The sequence below is a fragment of the Paenibacillus guangzhouensis genome, from assembly GCF_009363075.1.
GTDB classification, from domain to species: domain Bacteria; phylum Bacillota; class Bacilli; order Paenibacillales; family Paenibacillaceae; genus Paenibacillus_K; species Paenibacillus_K guangzhouensis.
This window is the reverse complement of record NZ_CP045293.1, coordinates 4,986,511-5,008,057: the sequence shown is the minus strand read 5'-3', so window position 1 is coordinate 5,008,057 and position 21,547 is coordinate 4,986,511. Positions and strand designations below refer to the sequence as shown.

Below are 21,547 nucleotides of genomic sequence, written 5' to 3'. Positions count from 1 at the left end.
GGTTATTCACGCTCCCAGATGTAATCTAAGGTGACTCGAACGCCATGCGGCGTGAGGTTCTCAATTTTGAGCGAAGCATGTTCCTCCGAATAGAGCTGTAATCGCATCAACACATTATGTAAGCCGATCGACGCACTTTCGTCGATGCGCTGCTCTTCCCCTGCTTGGTGGTGCGCCGCGAGTGAGGCTTGCAGCATGGCAAGCGATTCGTCAGGGATCGATGTCCCGTTATTCTCGATCTCGATGAATAGCCGCTTGGGATTGGCTTCATCGATCCAGCTGCAAATAGACAATCGCCCAGCGCCAAGCCTCGGATCCATTCCGTGCTTGAAATAATTCTCCACGAGCGGCTGCAGCGTCATCTTTGGTATGGCAGCGGACAGGCTGCTCGGCGCGAGGTCCCACGTCGTGTCGAATTGTTCATCGAAGCGCTCTTTCTGCAAATCTAAGTACATTTTCAAATGATTGATCTCATCCTGTAAGGTGACCTTTGCTTCGTTGCTGCGCATCTTATAGCGCATCATCTCGGCAAGCGAAGTCAACAACGTGTATATACGTGGGACATTATGCTGAAGTGCCAATGTTCCGATCGATTGCAGGGCATTATAGAGAAAATGCGGATCAATCTGCGCTTGCAGCGCACGAATCTGATTCGTCTGATTCGCGAGTTCCAGCTTATATTTGCGCAGGATCAGGTTGTTGATCGTATCCATCATCTGGCGGAATCGCCGAGAGAGGGTGCCGATTTCGTCCTGGCTGTTGACCTCAATATTAATATCGAGTCGTCCGGTCTGAATTTCATTCATATAACTCGCCAGCTGCTTAATAGGCCGGGTAATACGGATCGAGATGAAGAGGGTGCCTAGAATGACGGCTAGAAGCGCTAGTGCTGCAATGACCGCATTGATCGTGGTCAATTCCGTCGACCGCTGGTAGAGCGCGGCGTGCGGAATCTGCTTAATTAACGTCCAATTGGCAAAAGGCACTTCAAGGCGCTCGTAGATCTGCATGGCATTATTCTTGTCAACATAGCCGGATTGATTCGCATGCGGGACCGCGAGCTTATCTTCAAGCCCGAGCGATTTCAGTGACTTCCCAATTTCGTCCTTGTTCCCGCTATAGATAATATCGCCTTGGTCATTGACGAGATATAGCTGCTCCTCACCAGCTTCATAGAGCTGATTGCAGATTGCTGCAAGGCCGTCCAGCTTCACATCCATCGCCAACACCGCGAGCTGCTTCGTCGATGGAATACGATTGATAGAACGATAGAACGTAAAGACTTTAAGGTCGGTCTTCTCCAGCGGCGAGGGTGGGAAGCCATACGTATGTACGGGGTGCGGCGGTTCCGTATTCGTCGTCTGTACTTCAGGGTTCAGATATTTGTCGATACCAGCATAAGGCGCTTCGCGGACCTCTCTTCGAGGCACGCTGCTCGTAATGAGCGTCGATTGATTCGAGAGCCGGGAATGCAGATAGACCTGCTGAATATCCGGCAGGGAGCCTTGCAAATTCTGCATCGTGCTATAGATTTCGGCAATGGCTTGGTAGTCGTCCAGACTTTTGGATAAATTACTAATGAAATGCGGATCCGAATAGACGATGATCGATGCGCGGTTAATGTTGTTCAGATAGTTCGCGAGATTGGTTTTCCCTTGGAAAATCAGCTTCTTATTCTCGCTGATGGACTGCTCTTTGATCGACTCGCGCGTATGGATCAGTGTAATAATGAGCGAGAGCACGAGCGGAATCGTCGTCACGACCAGCATGAATTGGATCAGGCGGGTGCGGATGCTGTGAGATTTTAATTTCAATGGATACCACCTACATTTCATTATCGGTTTGTCGGCTTTTCAGCGTCGAGAAGGCTGAATGCAAGATTCGATGTCGAGTATACTTCCCCGATATACTTCGCGATGAATAAATCCTTTATCGCAGTAACTTCACAGTTGTGCGACCGCGTAATAAGGTGGATTTATTCGCCAATCAGAAAAGATTGTGCTTTCTGATGTGGTCAACGTTGTGCCGAGAGGTCAATATTGTCTCCCTAATGGTTTAATATCGTACGTTCTTTTGCAGCTTCGATTCTCGCATACTAATTATAAGCAAAAAATGAAATGTGCAAAGGGGAGATCGGGATGCATCACAAAAGAACTTCGCAATGGACGCAGCAGCTTGTGTTCGTCGGTCCTGCGCTAATATTCTTCGCTCTCATCATCGTAGTTCCGTTCATACTGGGACTTTATTATTCCTTCACCGATTGGAACGGTGTTTCCGGCGAGGTTGCTTGGGTTGGCCTCGACAATTATAAACAAATTTTAACGAATGATACCGTATTTCGCGATTCGTTCTGGTTCACGACGAAATTTACCGTTCTCGGTGTAATTTTAACGAATGTGCTCGGATTTACGCTCGCCTACTTTTTGACGAAAAAACTGAAAAGCCGCAATTTCTTGCGGACGGTATTCTTCATGCCGAACGTGATCGGCGGACTATTGCTCGGCTTCATCTGGCAGTTCATCTTCGTAAAAGGGTTCGCTGCGATCGGCGACGTCACGGGGATTCCATTCTTCAATCTACCATGGCTCGGAACCGAGAATACGGCATTCTGGGCGATCGTCATCGTCTTCGTCTGGCAGACGGCGGGTTACCTGATGGTCATCTACATCTCATCGCTCAACAACGTGCCGAAGGATATTCTAGAGGCAGCCGAGATTGATGGCGCGAGCAGAGGCCAGGTGCTTCGTTCGATCATCATTCCGCTGATCATGCCTGCTGCGACGGTCTGTCTGTTCCTCGCGATCTCGTGGTCGTTCAAAATGTTCGACCTGAACTTATCGCTCACTAAAGGCGGTCCGTTCGGTTCTACCGAATCGGTCGCGATGAACATCTATAACGAAGCCTTCTCGAAGAACCGATATGGTCTCGGAACGGCCAAAGCGATTATATTCTTTATCATTGTAGCTGTCATCACGACATTGCAAGTGAAATTGACGAAGAGCAAGGAGGTTGAAGCCTAATGGATATCACTAAAAACAGTCGTACCGGCCTAGCCATCACCGAGATCATCATGCTGCTCGTGGCGCTGTTGTTCCTGGTTCCGTTCTACTTCTTGTTCGTCAATTCGGTCAAGAGCTTCGGTGACCTGCTCACTAATGCCGCGAGTCTGCCGAAGTCGATCGAATGGGGCAACTATGCGAGAGCTTTCGAGATTACGAAGTTCCCGACGGCCTTTATCAACTCCTTCGTTATTACCGTTGTCAGCAATGTGTTGCTGGTTCTGGTCAGCGCGATGGCGGCGTATCGGATGGTTCGGCAGAACACGGCATTTAACCGGATTTTGTTCGTGATCTTCGTCGCGGCGATGGTCGTGCCATTCCAATCCATCATGATTCCGCTCGTGAAGGTAACGAGCACTGTCGGATTGATGAACAGTATTCCCGGACTGGTCGTATGTTATTTGGGCTTCGGCATTCCGATGTCGGTGTTCCTGCTCCATGGCTTCGTGAAGTCGATTCCGCTTGAGATCGAGGAGGCGGCAACAGTCGATGGTACGAACACATACGGCGTATTCTTCCGCATCGTATTACCGCTGATGAAGCCGATGCTCGTCACCGTCTTTATCCTGAATGCGCTCTGGATCTGGAACGACTATCTGTTGCCGTCCCTGATGCTGCAATCACCTGAACTTCGCACGATTCCGATCGCGACGTTCGCGTTCTTCGGACAATATACGAAGCAGTGGGATCTTGCGCTTCCGGCACTCGTCATGGGCGTTCTGCCAATCATTATCTTCTTCCTCATGATGCAGAAGTACATTATCGAAGGGATTACGCAAGGCGCGGTGAAGGGGTAAGCGAATGTCACTTCCGTCTACCTCATTGATCAATATTCTACGGTTAACTAAGATGCAATCCCCTCTACAATGAGGGTGTAAGATGATTTTACGAACTTAATTGATAGATCCTTAAGGGAGGTCATTATTTATGCAAAAGAAAACGAAACTGTCCCTCGTTCTACTCCTGACATTGTCGATGGCGCTCGCAGCATGCGGCGGAAAATCCGAGGAAAAAGGTGCAAGCGGTGCCACTGATAACGGCGGTACAGAGACGAAGACAATTAAGATTTTCCAATTCAAAGTTGAAATTGCGGAAGCATTGAACAAGCTGAAAGCGGAATATGAGAGCACGCATCCCGGCATTAAGCTGGACATTCAGACGGTAGGCGGAGGTTCCGACTATGGCGCGGCGCTGAAGGCGAAGTTCGCTTCGGGCGACGAACCGGATATTTTCAATAACGGCGGTTATCGCGAACTGGATACATGGATCAACAGCTTGGAAGATATGTCCGATCAACCTTGGGTCAAAGATACGGTGGAAGTAGCGAAGCAGCCGATGACGAAGGATGGCAAAATCTACGGCATGCCGATGAACCTCGAAGGCTACGGCTTCCTCTATAACAAGGATTTGTTCGCAAAAGCGGGCATTACCGAGACGCCTAAAACATTGACTCAGTTAGAAGACGCAGCGAAAAAATTGCAAGCAATCGGTGTTACGCCATTCGCGAACGGCTATCAAGAGACTTGGATCCTTGGACTTCATAACCTGAACGTAGCCTTTGCTCATCAGAAGGATCCGGATGCGTTCATCAACGGTTTGAATGATGGATCGGCTAAAATTCCTGGCAACCCTGTTTTCGAGAACTGGGCGAAACTCTTGGATTTGACGATTAAATACGGCAACAAAAATCCGCTGACAACCGACTACAACACGGAAATGACGATGTTCGCAAGCGGTGAAGCGGCAATGACGCAGCAAGGCAACTGGACGCAGGTACAAATTAACGGCATTAATCCAAAGGCGAACATTGGTATCCTCCCAATGCCAGTTAGCGATAATGCTGCTGAGAACGACAACATCTACGTCGGTGTACCAAACAACTGGGTTGTGAACAAGAACTCGAAGGTTAAACCAGAAGCGAAAGAATTCTTGAACTGGCTCGTAAGCTCCGATGTAGGTAAACGTTATATTACGAAAGAATTCAAGTTCATTCCAGCGTTCACGAACATTGACGCAACAAGCGAAGATCTTGGTCAATTAGGCGCTGAAGTGGTGAAATACAGCAAAGAAGGCAAAGTGCTAAGCTGGAACTTCAACAAATTCCCGGATGGCGGCATGAACGAATTCGGTAACGCGATGCAGGCGTACATTGCAGGGAAATCGGATAAAACCGGCTTGTTCGACGGACTTCAAAAAGCTTGGGAAGGTCTATCGAAGAAATAAGGCTATGCAGCAAGAATCTACGCGGTTAGACACTTAGGAAAGGGGAGGGCTCTGGTGAACAGGGCCCTTTTTCTTTAAGAAGCATAAAATTCGGGGTCCACGCAAAGTGCCTGGATGAACATCAAAGCAAAGCCTCACTTGGTGGGGTATAACTTGGGAGGGAACGTAATGGCATTGGATGGAAGCGCGGCGATTAAGCCGGATAAGTATGGACAGGTGCATGAGCCTGCATTATGGCAGCATCTCGGAGAGTTTACAGCGTTGGAGCAGGAGGGGAATGCCTACATCTGCCGTGGAACGAAAGGGAGTGCGGCGATCGTATTCCTAAGCGATAATGTGTTCCGGGCGAAAATATTCCACGGCGAGCAGGTGGATCTCACCACGACGGTCGCGGTGCTTCCGCAATCAGGAAGCGTTAACGTAAGTGTGTCGGAGGAAGCAGAGCGGGTTGTGTTCCGTACGATGTCGATCCAAGTGGCGATGGATAAGCGTGACTTGAGCTTAGCTGTCGAAGATCTGAATGGACGATTGATCATGCAACAGCAGCCTGTGGCTTGGAATGCGCGCGGTGAGATGCATGCGCTCTACGCGATGCCGGAAGACTCGCATTTCTACGGTCTTGGCGAGAAGACAAGCTTCCTCGATAAGCGCGGGGAGAAATATACGAATTGGAATACGGATGTCTATGCGCCGCACGTACCAGAGATCGAGGCGCTCTACGAGTCGATTCCGCTCCTGATTCATATGGTGGATGGCCGCAGTTATGGCTTGTTCCTCGATAATCCGGGCCGCTCGGATTTCGACATGCGTTCGCAGGAGACGCTGTTCAAGATCGGATGTTCAACCGGAGCTTACGATTTGTATTTCATCCATGGGCCAGAGCTCAAGGATGTCGTGAAGCGTTACACCGGATTGACGGGACGGATGGATTTACCGCCGAAATGGGCGATCGGGTATCACCAATCGCGCTATAGCTATATGAATCAGCAGGAAGTGCTGGAGCTGGCTCGAACTTTCCGTGCGAAGCAGATTCCTTGTGACGTGATCTATCTAGACATTCACTATATGGACGAGTACCGCGTGTTTACGTTCGATCCAGTGCGGTTCCCTGATCCGGAAGGCATGATCGAGGAGCTGCGCGGCATGGGCATTCGCATCGTGCCGATCGTGGATCCGGGTGTGAAGAAGGATGCAAAGTACGCAGCATATCAGGAAGGCGTACGCGAGAATCATTTTGTGAAGAAGCTCGAAGGGGATATTTTCTTCGGCGAGGTGTGGCCTGGAACGAGTGCGTTCCCGGATTTCACGGAAGATCGGACGGCTGAATGGTGGGGCGAGAAGCATAAGTTCTATACGGACCTAGGGATTCAGGGGATCTGGAATGACATGAACGAGCCGGCGCTGTTCAATGAGAGCAAGACGATGGATCTTGATGCGATGCACGGCAACAACGGCAAGCCGCTCACGCATGAGGAGCTGCACAATATCTATGGCATGCTGATGTCGAAGGCAACGTATGAAGGCTTACGTGAGCAATTGAACGGGCAGCGTCCGTTCGTGCTTACTCGTGCGGGCTATGCGGGCATTCAGCGTTACGCCGCTGTATGGACGGGAGATAATCGCAGCTTCTGGGAGCACATGGCGCTCGCGATGCCGATGGTGATGAATATGGGCCTCTCCGGCATTCCGTTCGCTGGCCCGGACATTGGCGGGTTCGCGCACGATACGTCGAGCGAGCTGCTCATTCGCTGGACGCAGATGGGTGCGTTCTTCCCGTACTGCCGGAACCACTCGGCGATCGGTACGGTTCGGCAAGAGCCGTGGTCTTTCGGTGAGAAAGCGGAAGGGATCCTACGCGAATACATTGGGCTGCGCTACCGCTTTATGCCGCATCTGTACAATCTGTTCCATGAGGCAGCGGTAGACGGGCTTCCTGTATTGCGCCCGCTGCTGCTCGAATACCCGAACGATCCGAATGTCGTGAACCTGTGCGACCAGTTCTTGATCGGTAACAATCTATTGATTGCGCCGGTGTATCGTCCGGATACGACGCATCGTGCGGTCTACTTGCCGGAAGGTACGTGGATCGACTACTGGACAGGGGAAGCGCACGAAGGCGGACGACATATTCTGGCGAATGCGCCGCTTGCGATCATGCCGATGTACGTGAAGGCAGGGACGATGCTCGCGGAAGGCGTGCTGAAGCAGAGCGCGGATGATGCGGCAGAAGAGAAAGTGACGCTCCATGTGTATGGGGCACAGGCCTCAGAGGGATTCACGGCGACATATCAGCTGTACGAGGATGACGGGGTCAGCTTCGCTTACCAAGCGGGCGCACACTCCGAGCTTGCTGTACAAGTAACAGGTGGCAGTGATTCGGTCGCGATTCGCTGGTCTTACAGCGATACAGCAGGGTTCCGCGTAAATCGCGAACAGCTGGGCTTCACGCTGCAACAGCCGGGCTTCGTGCCGCAGGATGTTGCGGGTCTAACGAAGATGTCGCTGGAGTCGATTGAGGCAGGGCATGAAGGCTGGGCATGGGATGATGTGAAGCGGGTGCTTCATATTCAAGTTGTGGATCGTGATGAAGGCGGTCAATTGGTCATTACGGTATAGAAGATATACGCCTGCGGCGTCCTTGAAGAAGGGCCGTAGGCGTATTTTTTGGATCAGGATAAGATAAGGATTGATTACATCACATCATGCTGCTGAATGTGATCGCATAAACCTTTTTAATACGCAGCTCGCCTAATGCTTCTCTATGTTGTATTTTTGCAACATAGAGAAGCATTTTTTGCGCGTCTATACGGTTATCATGGATTGCTGCAGGATAGAGGGCATAAAAGCTTTGTTTACGAGCGGATCAACCTAAATAACATGCAAAAATCCAGTATAAAGGCTTGAAGAGGGTAAAATTCGCCTTCATTCATGGATCGAATCCAACATAGATCGTGGGAAAGAAAGTCGAAAGAAAAAAAGGAGCCCCACAGCGTCGCTGTAGGGCCGAAGCATATATTTATTAAAAGGGGGTCATGTAGCTATAGTAAACGATGAACATTAAGGCTACATGAAAGGTATGTTTCAGTTATATTACAAATACATGGCCTTCTGTCTCGCTATATTTTTGCATGTGCTGAGGCAGGGATAGGCCTGAAGGCGATAAACAACGAATTGCATTGGATATGAATAAATTGTAAATTTAATATATATGGGAAAATAAGTAAACAAGGAGGCGCGTTGGTGGCAGGATTAATCATAGCGGTAGCACTTGTAGTAGGATTCGCCTTGCTTGCGGTGGGGCTTTTGTTCTGGCTAACAAGACACGAGCAGCACCCACAGCGCCGAATTGCGAAGATGATGATCCTTCTCTCACTTGGAGGAGCGATCGCCATTGGCATGCAAGGGTTGATGTATGGCGAAGTGAAGTTCAATACGTTCATGATCGTCATGTTCATCATCATCACGACCAACTGTGTTCAAATGCTGGGGCGCGGAGGGTGAGATGAAGGACAAACGAAATGCCTATTCTGGAATTCGTTGCCATTTCATTCATCCTGATCAAGCTCAATGAGCCACTGCAGCATTTGATCCCTTACGAGATATTATTCTACATCGCCCAATTTGGTTTATTCTTCCTATTCTATCGTTATATCAGTCCGTATCTTGGTAAGCTCACCGAACGATTCTGCACAACAACAAACATATCAATCCAACTAATTACGGCGATTTACTTCTTTGTCTATATTTTGATTTGAGAAGCGTCTTTCTGCGAGCGGCGGAGAGGCGTTTTTTATTTGGTTATTAGCCCATTTTTTTCATTTTTATTTAAAATGAATTGACAATATTTGGGGTTGGTCGTACAATCTTTCTAAACCGATCAAAAAAGTTTGATCGAGCAGAAAAATTAAACTATACCAGAAATCACGCAACGAGGTGGAATACTGATGAATCAACCAACGAATAAAGATGTCTATGAAATTACTTCTTATGTGCAGGCCAAAGTTTTCTCCAATAAGCTGCGGATTAAAATATTCTCCCTCTTCGACGATCAGGTGCCGAAAACTTCGAAGCAGATCGCCGATCAGATGGGGCTTCCTGCGTCTAAGGTGCATTATCATGTTCGTGAGCTTGCGAAGGTAGGGCTGCTCGTCTTAACAGAGACGAGAGAGAAGGGCGGCGTTATTGAGAAGTATTATTTGCCTGTTGCGAAGCAGATTCACATTCGGCTGAAGGAAGACGAGGCGCCGCAAGAGGGTGAGAAGTCCGGTGAATATCTGATTACGAAATCGTATTTTCGCGATTATCAGGAAGGGTTCTTGCAAGAGGTCGAGCGGAAGGATGAACAGAAGAAGAGCAAGAAGACCGAACGCGGGCACGGGACGTTCATGAGTGGTAGCCTATTGAGTCTCACGGAAGAGAAGCATAAGCAAATGGTTGAAGAAATGAGACAATTGATGGAGAAGTGGGCTCAACTGGAAGACCCGGAAGGACCCGATACCCGTATTTCTCGGATGTTATTATCGGCGTATATTCAATCACCTTAAAAAGGCGGTGCTGCGATGATTCAATTTTTGGGGCGTAACAAGCTATTCCGTAGATACTGGTTCGGAACGTGGTTCTCAGAGCTTGGAGACTGGATTCGTAATATGGCAGTGATGTATCTTGTGTTGAATCTGTCCAATCATTCTCCGATTGCGATGTCGGGGGTATTGTTCGCAGAATATGTACCGATTTTCGTACTGGGTCCGATCGTTGGGGTGATGGCGGATCGCTGGAATCGGAAGAAGACAATCGTCGGTGCGAATATGTGCCGTGCCTTAATGATGGGGGTATTCACGCTGGCTTATATGGTGCATGCTGTCTGGTTGTTGTATCTGGCGGCGTTTCTCTCATCGATCTGCACGCTGTTCTTCCGAGCACCAGGGAGTTCGTTCACGATGCAGTTCGTCCCGGAAGAGGATCGGAAGACCGCGGCAAGCCTTCGCCAATTATCGCTCAGCGCCATGCTTATGCTCGGACCGGCGGTTGGGACTTCGCTCTATATGTTCTTAGGCCCAGGATGGACGTTTCTGCTCGTATTTGTCTTGTTCATGATTAGTGCAGGTATCACTTCGAGCATCCGCGTGACGGCAACGGAGGAGCAGGGGGAAGAAGAGAAGACGGGGTTGCGTTCGGTGTGGGAGGATTTGACCAACGGTATGCGCTATGCGTTCCATCATCCGACGGTTCGTCCGATCTTGTTCGGTGCAGCATTCGTTGGATTCGGGGCGGGGATGATTGATGTGCTCGAAATTTTCATCGTGACGGACTTCCTGGGGCTGCCGGAGACGATGATGGCGGTGCTCGTGTCCGTGCAAGGCATCAGCATGCTCGTTTGTACCCTGCTCGTGCAGCGCATGAAGTTGTCGTTCGACAAATTCGTCTCCTATGGCATGATCGTGATGGGGATCGGGCTAGGGTCAATGGTGCTCTATCCGCATTTGTTAGCGACAGCAGCCGGGCTGGTCGTATTCAGTCTCGGGCAAATTGCGCTGAATATCGGGATGGCGACCTTAATGCAGACCAAAGTCGACTACGCTTACCAAGGGCGTGTGAGTATGACGTTCCAGACAACGCTGATCGGTCTTATGACCATCGCACTCGTCTCGACCGGTTGGATCTACGCGGTGCTGCCGATTCGCCTGCTCGTGGTCTGCGGAGGATTGTTCATCGTCCTCGGTGGTTGTATCTGCTACATGATGTTCCGTGGGAAGGCCGCAGCAGCCGCACCTTCGATGGAGAAGGGATTCGAGTCACACGTATGATCAGCGGTCCTATTTATTCCTTTTTGCGAAACTGTAAATGCTAAACCCTAATCGCAGCACGCTTACCCCGATGAGAATCATAAGAAGAATGTTCATAGTATGGATATGATTGCTGATCGTCTCGATCTGTTGATTAATCCCGTTAATGGAATTCGTTGTGGTGTCTTTAATACTGTTAATCGCTTCTTTAAGTTCGTTGATGAAATCGGTGATGCCGGTAAAACCCATGATGTGTTCAGCTCCTTGATGCTAGAGATAATTGTTATTATATGAAATAACCCTGTTCATATCAAATGTTGGAGCGTCCTTCTATCGCATGAGGGCGTTCTTTTCGTTCATATTCCTAGGCTGATGTCACAACTCGGTAACAATAATAGCCCGATCGGGTGATATTCATCATTTCTGAATTGCTATATGCTTGAAATCGACATGAATGGAGCGTTACATATTCGATAGATGGATCTGGGAGGTCTATGATGAAAAAGAAATTAGCAGTACTCGCGATGTCTACCTTATTACTCACAGCAGCAGCGTTTCCAGTCTCGGCGCATGACGGCTGGTCGCAGACGAACGCACCTATTGTTGCATCCGGCGAAGTCAGCTATGTGGATCTTATGCTCGGCAACCATACGAATGAGCATGCCAGTTACCGAATTGCAGGTAAATGGAGCACGGATACGACGAAAGTGTACGTGACGACACCAGCAGGTAAAAAAGCAGACATTACATCCACGATCTTTTATACTGGTGAGGAAAAAGAAGACGCGAATGCCGGCATCAACAACGACTTTATTACGAAGTTCTCGGCATCTGCTCCGGGGGCATACATTATCTCAGCGGAAGGTGACAGCATTTTCAAAAACGGCGAGGTGTCCAGCCGGACGTTACGCAGCGCGAAGTCGTTCGTAGCCGTGGCAGATATTCCTCTTGCTCAACGCGTGCAGAGCTTAACAGGATTCCAGGCCCATGTCACGCCGGATCGTGCCGAGCTTGTTCCGAAGTTCAACCCGGCATCGGTGAAGCCGGATCAAGAGGTGCAGATTCAATTACTCTTGAAAGATAAACCTCTAGCCAATACCGATGTATCGATTATCCAGCGGACAACGTCCGATTCGCAGAAGCTGAAGACGGACAGCAACGGCATCATTACGTTCAAGACAGGTGCTGCCGATTACTATTTAGTGCGTGCGAAGCCTTCGACGGATGAGAAGGTAGAAGGCCAATACAATAGTGTCAGCTATGAAGCGACGATGACATTCATTGTGCAGAATGGCTCAGCTGTCGTGCCAGGCAAAGCGAGCGGTGTGCCTACGGTCTATGTGAACGGCAAGGTTGTTGAGGCGCAAGGCCTTACGGTGAAAAATGGTGTGACGATGGTCGATGCGGCGTTTGTTCGTGAGCATGTTCAGGTAGACTATAAAGGGACGGGCTCAGTTGGACTTCGTACAGCGACAGAAGCGGCTGGCGCGAAGGTCGAAGTATTGAATGCTGTGGGCGAATTGCGTTCCGCCGTATTGATCTTTACGAAGTAATAGATAGGGAGGGGCCGCATAATGTATGGCGGCTCTTTGCCGTTTTGGGGGTGGATAGAGAACATGAAGAAATTCCATATCGGGTGGCTCGTAGGTGTGCTGGTCCTATTCGTCTTGTTCCCACAAGGCGTGGATGCCCATGCACAGATTCAGCGTTCGAGCCCGGCCGCGGAATCCGAGTTATCTCGTGCGCCGCGTGAGATCAGAATCACCTATACGGAGAATATTAACAGTGATTTGAGCACGGCGACGCTGTCGTCGGGATCCGGCGTTGCTGTGCCGGTGAAGCTGTCGACGGAGAATGATAATGTCTTGATCTTAACGCCTTCATCGGATTTGGCGGATGGTGTCTACAAGGTCAAATGGCAGGTGCTCTCCGTGGATACGCATGTGACTGAAGGGTCCTTCCGGTTCGCTGTTGGCGTGAAATTGGATAAGGTACGTCCGCATGACACGATCTCACTCGATGGGGATACGCCCACCGATTCGGGGCAGTTGAATTCGGACGCGGGTACTACTGCGGTGAATCCTTCCACGGACGTATCGAAATCGCCAGACAAGAAGCCGCAGCAGCCTACTTCACCGAAGCCGGACGTTTCCGGTAAAGCTGAGGATACAGCGACTTCGAAGTCTAAGGGGCAAGTGACGTCGGAGAAACGTATTCAGGCCATCGCTCCTGAACATGTGAGAGACAAAGGGAAAGTGATAATTCCGGGTCAAGAGACTCTGGCGGCTGATACGGAATCGTCAGAATCTGCAGCGGTGGGATCACCCTCGGCGGGTCTGACGGAAGTAGCGACGGGTGGCGCTTCTTCTGCCAGTGCAGATCAGGGTGATGAACCATCGAAGGATGGGACGCCAGCGAACGGTGACGGGGAGGCTGTTGGAGCGAATAAAAGTGCGTCTGTTGACAGTACGCCCTCCTCACAAGGAAGCTCTAACGATTCTGAAGAAATGTCCGGCATGGATCATTCGCATCATGATATGGATGGGATGGACATGGGGGATATGGAAGGTATGGATGACAGCGGCATCACGTTCGATTGGAACAAGCTGCTGCGCGTCATCGAATTGTTCGCGATGTCTGCCATTGGCGGGATCTGGTATGTTCGCTCGTTTTTGTTGGTCAAAGATCGTGTGCCTGCTGACAACCTTGCGCATCGTATCTTCACTGACAGGACAGAACGGATGGTATTTTTCGCGGCTATCCTTGTGTTCCTATGTACGGGGATCGCTCATCTGCTGCAGCTTGCGGTCCAACTGAATACAAGCGGCACTCTAGATGCGGAGGCGTGGAGCAACACAGGCGTGCTGCTTCGTTCGACGTTGATCGGTACAGTGGTCTGGGTTCGTCCGATATTGCTCGCAGTGCTCGTCGTGAGCTCGTTCGCGCTGGCCAAGCATGCTGTTCTGCGGATGGTGGCGCAGGGAGTTCTGCTCACGGCGATTGCCGTAACGTTCCCGATGACGGGCCATTCTTGGGCGAATGATTCGATTCGCATCGTGACGGTTCCCTTCGACCTTCTCCATCTTGTCATGGCTGTCGTCTGGTTCGGGGGACTCGCAGGACTTGGTGTCATGGTATGGCGCCTTCCGAAGCAGCGTGATGATTTGGAGAAGATCCATCAGACGGTACGCCGGTTCTCACAAGTCGCGCTGCCGCTGATTGCGACGGTAGCGATTACGGGCCTCCTCTTATCGCTCATACGGATCACCACTTGGGATGCATTTTTCCATTCGGATTATGGGCAGACCCTGATGTGGAAGATCATCCTGTTTATCGTGATACTACTGCTTGCAGGTGTTCAACGATTCGTTATTCTGCCGTATCTCCAGCGTGAGCATGGTATGGCTGAGGGATGGGTGTTGAACCTTTGGATGTTCAGTATTCGCGCGGAATTATGTCTAGCGATCATCATATTCATCGTTGCGGGATTCCTGTCTACGACGTCACCGCCGATGAGCTGAATAGGAGACACCTCCATGGATCATGGGGGTGTCTTTTTGCAGTTAATTCGTCCGTTCCGGCTCACTCTGAGCCCAAATAACTGCTTTTTTGCAGTTAATTCGTCCGTTCCGGCTCACTCTGAGCCCAAATAACTGCTTTTTTGCAGTTAATTTCCTCATTCCGGCTCACTCTGAGCCCAAATAACTGCTTTTTTGCAGTTAATTTCCTCATTCCGGCTCACTCTGAGCCCAAATAACTGCTTTTTTGCAGTTAATTTCCTCATTCCGGCTCACTCTGAGCAAAATAACTGCTTTTTTGCAGTTCATTCACCCATTCCACCTCGCTCCAAGTAAAATAACTGCCTTTTTGCAGTTAATTCACCTATTCCACCTCACTCCGAGCGAAATAACTGCTTTTTTGCAGTTAATTCCCTCATTCCACCTCGCTCCGAGCTCAAATAACTGCCTTTTTGCAGTTAATTTCCTCATTCCGGCTCACTCTGAGCAAAATAACTGCTTTTTTGCAGTTCATTCACCCATCCAACCTCGCTCCGAGCGAAATAACTGCTTTTTTGCAGTTCATTCACCCATTCCGCCTCACTTTGAGCTCAACTAACTGCTTTTTTGCAGTTCATTCACCTATTCCACCTCACTCTGAGCTCAAATAACTGCCTTTTTGCAGTTAATTCCCTCATTCCGCCTCACTCTGAGCAAAATAACTGCCTTTTTGCAGTTAATTCCCTCATTCCGCCTCACTTTGAGCGAAATAACTGCTTTTTTGCAGTTAATCCACCCATTCCGGCTTACTCTGAGCCCAAATAACTGCCTTTTTGCAGTTAATTCCCTCATTTCGCCTCACGCCTAGCACATTAACTGGTATGAACTCGATCCCTAGGATCGAGCTCCTATCCTTGTAAACAGCTCCCATGTAGAACATATTCTGTACGCGTTTCCACATAAATTGTATATTAAGGATATGTAGGAATATAAAGGAGGGACAGCTATGGCTTTGCAATCAGAAAAATTAGGATATAGCGCAGAAGAAAAGCTCTTGATCGTGAATGCGGACGATTTTGGGATGTGCCGCTCAGCGAATGCGGCGGTCGAGAAGCTTCTGCTTGCAGGTGACATTTCTTCCGCTACGGTGATGATGCCCTGCCCGTGGGCGAAGCAAGCAGCAGTGTTCTGCAAAAACAACCCGCAGCTCGATATTGGCGTGCATCTTACCTTTACGAGCGAGTGGGAAGGGTATCGCTGGGGGCCGGTATCCGGCCGGGACACCGCATCATCGCTGCTCGACGAAGAAAAGTACTTCCCAAGAGATTGCCAGTCGTTCGAGAAGCAAGCGGATGCGGAAGAGGTACACCGCGAGATATACGCCCAGATTGAGTATGCGATTAGCTTAGGCATCCAGCCGACACATCTGGACATTCACATGGGCAGCTTGTATGGCCTCGCGACAGGGCGCGATTTCCTGGAGACGGTCACGGAAGCGTGCGTCCATTACGGATTGCCGCTGCGACTCCCATGCCGCATGATCGAAGATCCATCGTTCCCGGAAGCGCTCCTGCCTATGGCGACGGCTCGCATTCAGCTTGCCGAGGAGCGGGGCGTACGGATGATCGACGATCTCGTGTCGCTGCCGTATCCATTAGAGGAAGGCGATACGTATACGAACGTTAGACAGCAAATGGCCGATCTGCTTTGGAACATTCGGCCGGGCTTAACGGAGCTCATCATCCATCCCGCCTTTGTGACGGACGAACTTGAAGCAATTAGCCCGCATGCCGCGAAGCGCGGGATGGAGGCGGAATTATTCCAAGACCCATTGATTCGGCAGACCATTCAGGAAGCGGGCATTCGAATTATCTCGTGGCGCGATCTGATGGATTCGCAGCGCAGTTCATAAAGGAGAGATGCATATGCAGACCCATCGGTTGTCCATTCGGCATATTCTTGCCTATTGCAGCGGCAATTTTCCTGTTAATCTCGTCGCGCAGATGTTCGCGACATATGCGGTTTTCTATTATGTGGATCATCTTGGTGTACGCCCTGCGCTTATTAGTATCGCCATGGTCTTCCATGGCATTGTATGTGCCGTCATGAATCCGATTTTCGGCCATCTCTCTGACCGTACTTCCTCGCGGTGGGGCCGCAGGAAGCCTTATATCCTTGCCGGGATCGTGCCGGTCGCACTTTTATTTACACTGATCTGGACACCGTTCGTCGAAGGGGAAGCGTTGTTCTGGTACTTCCTCATTACGGTCATGCTGTACGATATGGTCTCTGTCATGCTCGTCTTGAACTGGACGGCCTTGTTCCCGGAGATGTTCATCTCCCTGCGAGATCGCGCGACGGCGTCTTCGTGGCGTCAATTGTTCGGGATTATTGGGATGATCGTCGGCGTGGCGATTCCACCTCTGCTCTACACGAAGATGGGTTGGGGGAGCATGGGGATGCTCTTCGGTGTCATTGTCGCCGTATTCTTCTTCATTTCCTGGCTTGGCTCGAAGGAGAAGCCAGATGTCAAGGTCGTCACCTTCTCCGTCGGTCAAGCGATTCGCCATACGGCAACAAATAAAGCGTTTGTCCGCTATGTCCTTGGAAGCTTTTGCGTTCAGTTCTGTTTTGCCCTGCTGCCAGCCGCGATTCCGTTCTTCACCAAATATGTACTGCATGAAGCAGATACGATGAATACGGTGATGCTCGGATCCATATTCGTTGTCGCGATGCTTCTCATCTATCCTTGGAGTCGTGGTATTGCGCGCTTCGGAACGCGATTCATCGCCATTACGACGACAGTATTGCTCATTGCGGCCCTTCTTCCGTTCATGTGGGTTGGCAGCATTGTGGGTGTGATTGCAACGGCAGGCGCATTTGGTGCGGTACTGGCAGGCGTCATGGTCTTGCTCGATGTGATGCTGGCGGAAGTCATTGATGAAGATGAGCGCCGTACGGGTGAACGTCGGGAAGGAATGTATTACGGCATGAATGGGTTTATTGTACGGTGGGGTGTGTCCCTGCAGGCGGTTGTGATGGGGTTCGTCTTGGAACGAAGCGGCTATAATGCCGCGAGTACGGTGCAGCCGGACAGCGTTGCCGCCGGGATCCGCTGGATGTTAAGCGGGATCCCGATTCTGGCGCTGCTGATTGGACTTATTTTCTTCTATGCGTATCCATTGCGACACAGACGTGCCACCAACAGCAGCTTAGATGTTTAAATCAATAGGTTGAATAGAACAGGATCGTTATTAATTTCGTTATAAGCGATCCCTTTCTTCTTCATCCGGGCAATTAACGAATCATAGTCCTCGCGATGCTTCAGCTCAATGCCGACAAGCGCCGGACCGTTGTTCTTGTCATTTTTCTTCGTATATTCGAATCGCGTAATATCATCATTCGGACCTAATACATCATCCAGGAATTCGCGTAATGCGCCTGCCCGCTGCGGGAAATTCACGACGAAGTAATGCTTCAAGCCTTCGAAGATCAGCGAGCGTTCTTTGATCTCCTGCATCCGATCGATATCGTTGTTGCCGCCACTAATCACACAGACAACGGTCTTCCCGCGGATTTCATCACGGTAAAAGTCGAGCGCTGCGATTGGCAGGGATCCAGCCGGCTCGACGACGATGGCATTTTCGTTGTAGAGATCGAGAATCGTCGTACAAGCCTTGCCCTCAGGGACGAGGATAATGTCGTCGATCAGATCTCGACAGATATCGAAGGTGAGGTTGCCGACACGTTTGACAGCAGCACCATCGACGAACTTATCGATATTGTCGAGCGGGACGACCTCGCCTGAATTCATTGATTCTTGCATGGAGGCAGCGCCAAGCGGTTCGACGCCGATCATTTTGGTCGATGGGCTGACGGCTTTGACATACGTGCCGACCCCGGCAGCGAGACCGCCGCCGCCAATCGTCACGAAGACATAATCGGCTGGCGTATCCAATTTCTCGAAGATTTCCATGCCAACCGTGCCGTTGCCCGCGATAATCTTCGGATCGTCGAAGGGATGCACGAATTTCATGCCATGCTCTTCGCAAGTCTTCATCGCTGCATCATAGGCATCATCGTAGGTGTCCCCCGTTAGAATAACTTCCACATAAGGTCCACCAAATCGCTTCACTTGCGTAATCTTCTGCCTTGGCGTTGTGCTTGGCATGAAGATCTTGCCTTGAATTTGCAGCGCATTACAGGAGAATGCAACGCCTTGTGCATGGTTCCCCGCGCTCGCGCAGACAATGCCCTGCTGAAGTTCGATTTCGGACAAGTTTCGAATCAGATTATAAGCACCGCGTATTTTGAACGAACGGACGATTTGCAGGTCCTCCCGTTTGATATATACGTTACAATCGTATTTTTCCGATAGTTTCGCATCGTGCTGGAGCGGTGTGCGTGAGATGACATTTTTCAACATGTGATGGGCCAAAATGATATCTTCCATAGATACCGTCTTGACGGGGGAATCGTTCTGCACCGTGAATACCTTCTTTCTGCATCATAGAGTCTATTCAACTATTGTAAGCGTTCATTCCATGAATTACGAGTTCTGATTTAAGCCTGACGCAGCTTCTGATCTGTTGGCAGGAAGACTGTTAAGAGCCCGAGCAGCGGCAGATAGGAAGTAAGCTGCATGATGTAAGGGATGCCTGTTGCATCCGCTAGATTACCGAGGAACGCGGTGCCAATGCCGCCAAGCCCGAACGAGATGCCGAAGAAAATACCTGACACAAGACCAACCTTGCCCGGCAGCAGCTCATGCGCGTAGACGACAATGATAGAGAAGGCGGAAGAGAGGATCAATCCGACAAGAATGAGCAGGATGATCGATACCGTCAAGTTCGCATACGGCAGTGCGAGAGAGAATGGTGCTGTACCGAGAATCGAGAACCAGATAATATTGCGTCGTCCGAATCGATCAGTGAGCGCACCGCCAATCAGCAGCCCGACGACATTCGAAATCAAGAAGATGAATAGCACCACCTGCGCCATTTGCAGGCTGACATGGAAATGCTCCATTAAATAGAACGAATAGTAGTTCGAAATCGCTGCGGTGTAGACGTTCTTTGAGAATAGGAGCAGCATGAGAATGAAGATGGCAAAGGCTGTTGCGTTGCGATTGAGTGGGTTCGTCTTGATGGGTTTCGCTTGTTGTTTGCGCTCAAGCTGAGCCGTATGTAGGTATCCTGCATACCATCTGCCGACGAAGAACTGGACCACAATCGCGATGATCGAGGCGAAAGAGAACCAGATGGCCCCGAACTGACCAACCTTGGCAAAGATCAGAATCGTCATGATGGGTGCGAGGGCCTGCCCTGCATTGCCGCCGAATTGGAAGATCGATTGTGCCATCCCCTTGCGCGGACCCGCGGCGAGAAACGCAACCCGAGAAGATTCCGGGTGAAAGATTGCAGAGCCGATGCCGATCAGAATAACCGCGAGCATGACCATAAAGAAATGAGACGCAAATGCGATGCTAATCACCCCGGCGAGCGTAAAGACGACGCCGATCGGCAGAAGATAAGGCATAGGTTTGCGGTCGGTGTACAAGCCAATGATCGGTTGAAGGACCGATGCCGTACCGCTCAGCGCAAAACCGATGAGTCCGATCTGTGTATAGCTGAGATCTAGCGATGATTTCAGGATCGGGTAAATCGAGGGAATGACCGCCTGGACGGTATCATTCAATAAGTGGACGAAGCATACCGCGAAAATAATCGGGAACACCGTCTGCGCAGCAGCTGCGCTCTTTGCATTTGTCATCCTGCGGATCACACCTTTCATTCGTGGATGAGGGAGACGAGCCAGCCTTCCGAGTGTTGGAAAGAACCCCTCGAGATCTTAGGCTTAACGCCGTAGATGTCGAAGGGTTCGTCTGCCTTAGCCGTTTTATAATAAACTGTATTGTAGGTCTGTTGGTTAAACCTGTCAATGCAAGTTTTCATCAAATATCAATTTAAGATTTAGAGGTACCATTATGGAAAGCTATCGAATAGAAGTTATCCCACAATTTTGATAAATTTTGTCGGAAGTTGACCCCTATTTTCCACTCGATTATACTTAATGCAGGTGGAATTATGAAGAATAGGGAGAGACTGTGATGAACAAAGTCAAGAAACGTATATTGATGACGATGCTATTAGCATGTTGTGTCGGCTTGACTGCTTGTAAATCGACAGAAATCGTACAATCGGTACATGCCGATTCTGAGACGTCGGCAGAGGGGCAGCAGGGAAATACGGAAGAGCAACAAGGGAAGCCTGACGAAAATAACAATCCATCGAATCTTGCAGCTGAATATGCATTGAGCAAGACGGTTACCCAGCAAGGGGATAAAGAAGTCGTAACGAACCCAGAGTCGATGGCGGTCGTCGTGAACAAGCAGCGTTCGCTGCCTGACGGCTATGAGCCGCCTGATTTGGTAGAGCCTAACGTCAAATTCTCGTTCAACGAGAAGGTTGAGAAGCGTCTGATGCGCCAAGAAGCGGCAGAAGCGCTCGAGAAGCTGTTCGAAGGCGGGAAGCAGGATGGCATTCATTTGTTTGCCGTATCCGGGTACCGTTCGTACAAGCGCCAAGTGACGGTATTTAACAGCAATGTGAAGCGCAATGGACGTGAATATGCGGAGAAAGTCAGCGCTGTGCCAGGCAAGAGCGAGCATCAGACAGGCCTTGCCATGGATGTATCCAGCGAGAGCGCGGGATTTGGTCTGGAGCAATCGTTCGGAGATACAGAGGAAGGCAAATGGCTGGCTGAGCATGCAGCAGAGTATGGATTCATTATTCGTTATCTCGAAGGCAAAGAGGATGTGACAGGCTATATCTACGAGCCATGGCATGTTCGTTATGTCGGCGTAGATCTCGCGAAGGAAATTGCGGCTGCAGGCGTAACGCTTGAGCAATTCCTAGATGATACAGGTACGACGAAAGCATAGAAGAATATGCAAATAGAAAAGAGCGGCGATTAGCCGCTCTTT

17 protein-coding genes are annotated in these 21,547 nt (G+C 50.1%); 13 read left to right on the top strand and 4 right to left on the bottom strand.

The features are described from left to right. Nucleotides 1-2 precede the first annotated feature (2 nt). Nucleotides 3-1,814, bottom strand: a complete 1,812-nt coding sequence (locus tag GCU39_RS22495) for a cache domain-containing sensor histidine kinase (protein ID WP_227793300.1) — start codon at nucleotides 1,812-1,814, stop codon at nucleotides 3-5. A gap of 324 nt (nucleotides 1,815-2,138) precedes the next feature. On the opposite strand from GCU39_RS22495, the gene GCU39_RS22490 reads away from it, so the two are divergent. The 8 genes from GCU39_RS22490 to GCU39_RS22455 all read left to right on the top strand — a co-directional run bounded on the left by GCU39_RS22490 (nucleotide 2,139) and on the right by GCU39_RS22455 (nucleotide 11,086). Further along, nucleotides 2,139-3,020 carry a carbohydrate ABC transporter permease gene (locus GCU39_RS22490; protein ID WP_152395523.1) on the top strand — a complete coding sequence of 294 codons (882 nt, stop codon included), beginning with the start codon at nucleotides 2,139-2,141 and terminating at the stop codon, nucleotides 3,018-3,020. After that, nucleotides 3,020-3,856: a carbohydrate ABC transporter permease gene (locus GCU39_RS22485; protein ID WP_152395522.1), complete on the top strand. Its 837-nt coding sequence runs from the start codon at nucleotides 3,020-3,022 to the stop codon at nucleotides 3,854-3,856. Before GCU39_RS22490 ends, GCU39_RS22485 begins: the two co-directional genes overlap by 1 nt. Nucleotides 3,857-3,986: 130 nt before the next feature. After that, nucleotides 3,987-5,282, top strand: a complete 1,296-nt coding sequence (locus GCU39_RS22480) for an ABC transporter substrate-binding protein (protein WP_152395521.1) — start codon at nucleotides 3,987-3,989, stop codon at nucleotides 5,280-5,282. A gap of 168 nt (nucleotides 5,283-5,450) precedes the next feature. Next, a complete protein-coding gene (locus tag GCU39_RS22475; RefSeq protein ID WP_152395520.1) occupies nucleotides 5,451-7,898 on the top strand; it encodes a glycoside hydrolase family 31 protein in 2,448 nt (815 codons plus the stop codon). A 624-nt stretch (nucleotides 7,899-8,522) separates the two neighbouring features. After that, complete coding sequence (locus tag GCU39_RS22470) at nucleotides 8,523-8,783, top strand: hypothetical protein (protein ID WP_152395519.1); 261 nt, start codon at nucleotides 8,523-8,525, stop codon at nucleotides 8,781-8,783. A gap of 17 nt (nucleotides 8,784-8,800) precedes the next feature. Then, complete coding sequence (locus GCU39_RS22465; protein ID WP_152395518.1) at nucleotides 8,801-9,037, top strand: hypothetical protein; 237 nt, start codon at nucleotides 8,801-8,803, stop codon at nucleotides 9,035-9,037. A gap of 189 nt (nucleotides 9,038-9,226) precedes the next feature. After that, nucleotides 9,227-9,826 (top strand): ArsR/SmtB family transcription factor, encoded by a 600-nt coding sequence (locus GCU39_RS22460; RefSeq protein WP_152395517.1) that lies wholly within the window; start codon nucleotides 9,227-9,229, stop codon nucleotides 9,824-9,826. 15 nt (nucleotides 9,827-9,841) lie between these two features. Then, a complete protein-coding gene (locus GCU39_RS22455; RefSeq protein ID WP_152395516.1) occupies nucleotides 9,842-11,086 on the top strand; it encodes an MFS transporter in 1,245 nt (414 codons plus the stop codon). A gap of 9 nt (nucleotides 11,087-11,095) precedes the next feature. Here GCU39_RS22455 and GCU39_RS22450 read toward each other — a convergent pair whose 3' ends face one another. Continuing rightward, entirely contained in the window at nucleotides 11,096-11,314 is a 219-nt protein-coding gene (locus GCU39_RS22450; protein ID WP_152395515.1) for a hypothetical protein, read from the bottom strand. A gap of 245 nt (nucleotides 11,315-11,559) precedes the next feature. Here GCU39_RS22450 and GCU39_RS22445 point away from each other — a divergent pair, with 245 nt between their 5' ends. The 4 genes from GCU39_RS22445 to GCU39_RS22430 all read left to right on the top strand — a co-directional run bounded on the left by GCU39_RS22445 (nucleotide 11,560) and on the right by GCU39_RS22430 (nucleotide 17,786). Continuing rightward, nucleotides 11,560-12,618 (top strand): DUF4198 domain-containing protein, encoded by a 1,059-nt coding sequence (locus GCU39_RS22445; RefSeq protein WP_227793299.1) that lies wholly within the window; start codon nucleotides 11,560-11,562, stop codon nucleotides 12,616-12,618. A gap of 63 nt (nucleotides 12,619-12,681) precedes the next feature. Then, nucleotides 12,682-14,586: a copper resistance CopC/CopD family protein gene (locus tag GCU39_RS22440; RefSeq protein WP_193726584.1), complete on the top strand. Its 1,905-nt coding sequence runs from the start codon at nucleotides 12,682-12,684 to the stop codon at nucleotides 14,584-14,586. Nucleotides 14,587-15,568: 982 nt separating this feature from the next. Beyond that, nucleotides 15,569-16,474, top strand: coding sequence for a polysaccharide deacetylase family protein (locus tag GCU39_RS22435; protein ID WP_152395512.1), 906 nt, complete (start codon nucleotides 15,569-15,571; stop codon nucleotides 16,472-16,474). 13 nt (nucleotides 16,475-16,487) lie between these two features. Next, nucleotides 16,488-17,786 (top strand): MFS transporter, encoded by a 1,299-nt coding sequence (locus tag GCU39_RS22430; protein ID WP_152395511.1) that lies wholly within the window; start codon nucleotides 16,488-16,490, stop codon nucleotides 17,784-17,786. Here GCU39_RS22430 and ilvA read toward each other — a convergent pair. Further along, nucleotides 17,783-19,015 (bottom strand): threonine ammonia-lyase IlvA, encoded by a 1,233-nt coding sequence (gene ilvA / locus GCU39_RS22425; RefSeq protein ID WP_152397382.1) that lies wholly within the window; start codon nucleotides 19,013-19,015, stop codon nucleotides 17,783-17,785. The two genes, GCU39_RS22430 and ilvA, sit on opposite strands and share 4 nt — an antisense overlap. 110 nt (nucleotides 19,016-19,125) lie before the next feature. Beyond that, on the bottom strand, nucleotides 19,126-20,334 hold the full coding sequence (locus tag GCU39_RS22420) for an MFS transporter (RefSeq protein WP_152395510.1): 1,209 nt from the start codon (nucleotides 20,332-20,334) through the stop codon (nucleotides 19,126-19,128). 337 nt (nucleotides 20,335-20,671) lie between these two features. On the opposite strand from GCU39_RS22420, the gene GCU39_RS22415 reads away from it, so the two are divergent. Continuing rightward, entirely contained in the window at nucleotides 20,672-21,505 is an 834-nt protein-coding gene (locus tag GCU39_RS22415; protein WP_152395509.1) for a M15 family metallopeptidase, read from the top strand. Nucleotides 21,506-21,547 lie beyond the last annotated feature (42 nt).

Coding starts and splice junctions, on each gene's coding strand:
- GCU39_RS22490 (WP_152395523.1), top strand. CDS start 2,139: ATGCATCACAAAAGAACTTCGCAATGGACGCAGCAGCTTGTGTTCGTC.
- GCU39_RS22475 (WP_152395520.1), top strand. CDS start 5,451: ATGGCATTGGATGGAAGCGCGGCGATTAAGCCGGATAAGTATGGACAG.
- GCU39_RS22455 (WP_152395516.1), top strand. CDS start 9,842: ATGATTCAATTTTTGGGGCGTAACAAGCTATTCCGTAGATACTGGTTC.
- GCU39_RS22465 (WP_152395518.1), top strand. CDS start 8,801: ATGCCTATTCTGGAATTCGTTGCCATTTCATTCATCCTGATCAAGCTC.
- GCU39_RS22415 (WP_152395509.1), top strand. CDS start 20,672: ATGAACAAAGTCAAGAAACGTATATTGATGACGATGCTATTAGCATGT.
- GCU39_RS22485 (WP_152395522.1), top strand. CDS start 3,020: ATGGATATCACTAAAAACAGTCGTACCGGCCTAGCCATCACCGAGATC.
- GCU39_RS22450 (WP_152395515.1), bottom strand. CDS start 11,314: ATGGGTTTTACCGGCATCACCGATTTCATCAACGAACTTAAAGAAGCG.
- GCU39_RS22435 (WP_152395512.1), top strand. CDS start 15,569: ATGGCTTTGCAATCAGAAAAATTAGGATATAGCGCAGAAGAAAAGCTC.
- GCU39_RS22420 (WP_152395510.1), bottom strand. CDS start 20,334: ATGACAAATGCAAAGAGCGCAGCTGCTGCGCAGACGGTGTTCCCGATT.
- GCU39_RS22460 (WP_152395517.1), top strand. CDS start 9,227: ATGAATCAACCAACGAATAAAGATGTCTATGAAATTACTTCTTATGTG.
- GCU39_RS22440 (WP_193726584.1), top strand. CDS start 12,682: ATGAAGAAATTCCATATCGGGTGGCTCGTAGGTGTGCTGGTCCTATTC.
- GCU39_RS22480 (WP_152395521.1), top strand. CDS start 3,987: ATGCAAAAGAAAACGAAACTGTCCCTCGTTCTACTCCTGACATTGTCG.
- ilvA (WP_152397382.1), bottom strand. CDS start 19,015: ATGGAAGATATCATTTTGGCCCATCACATGTTGAAAAATGTCATCTCA.
- GCU39_RS22430 (WP_152395511.1), top strand. CDS start 16,488: ATGCAGACCCATCGGTTGTCCATTCGGCATATTCTTGCCTATTGCAGC.
- GCU39_RS22445 (WP_227793299.1), top strand. CDS start 11,560: ATGATGAAAAAGAAATTAGCAGTACTCGCGATGTCTACCTTATTACTC.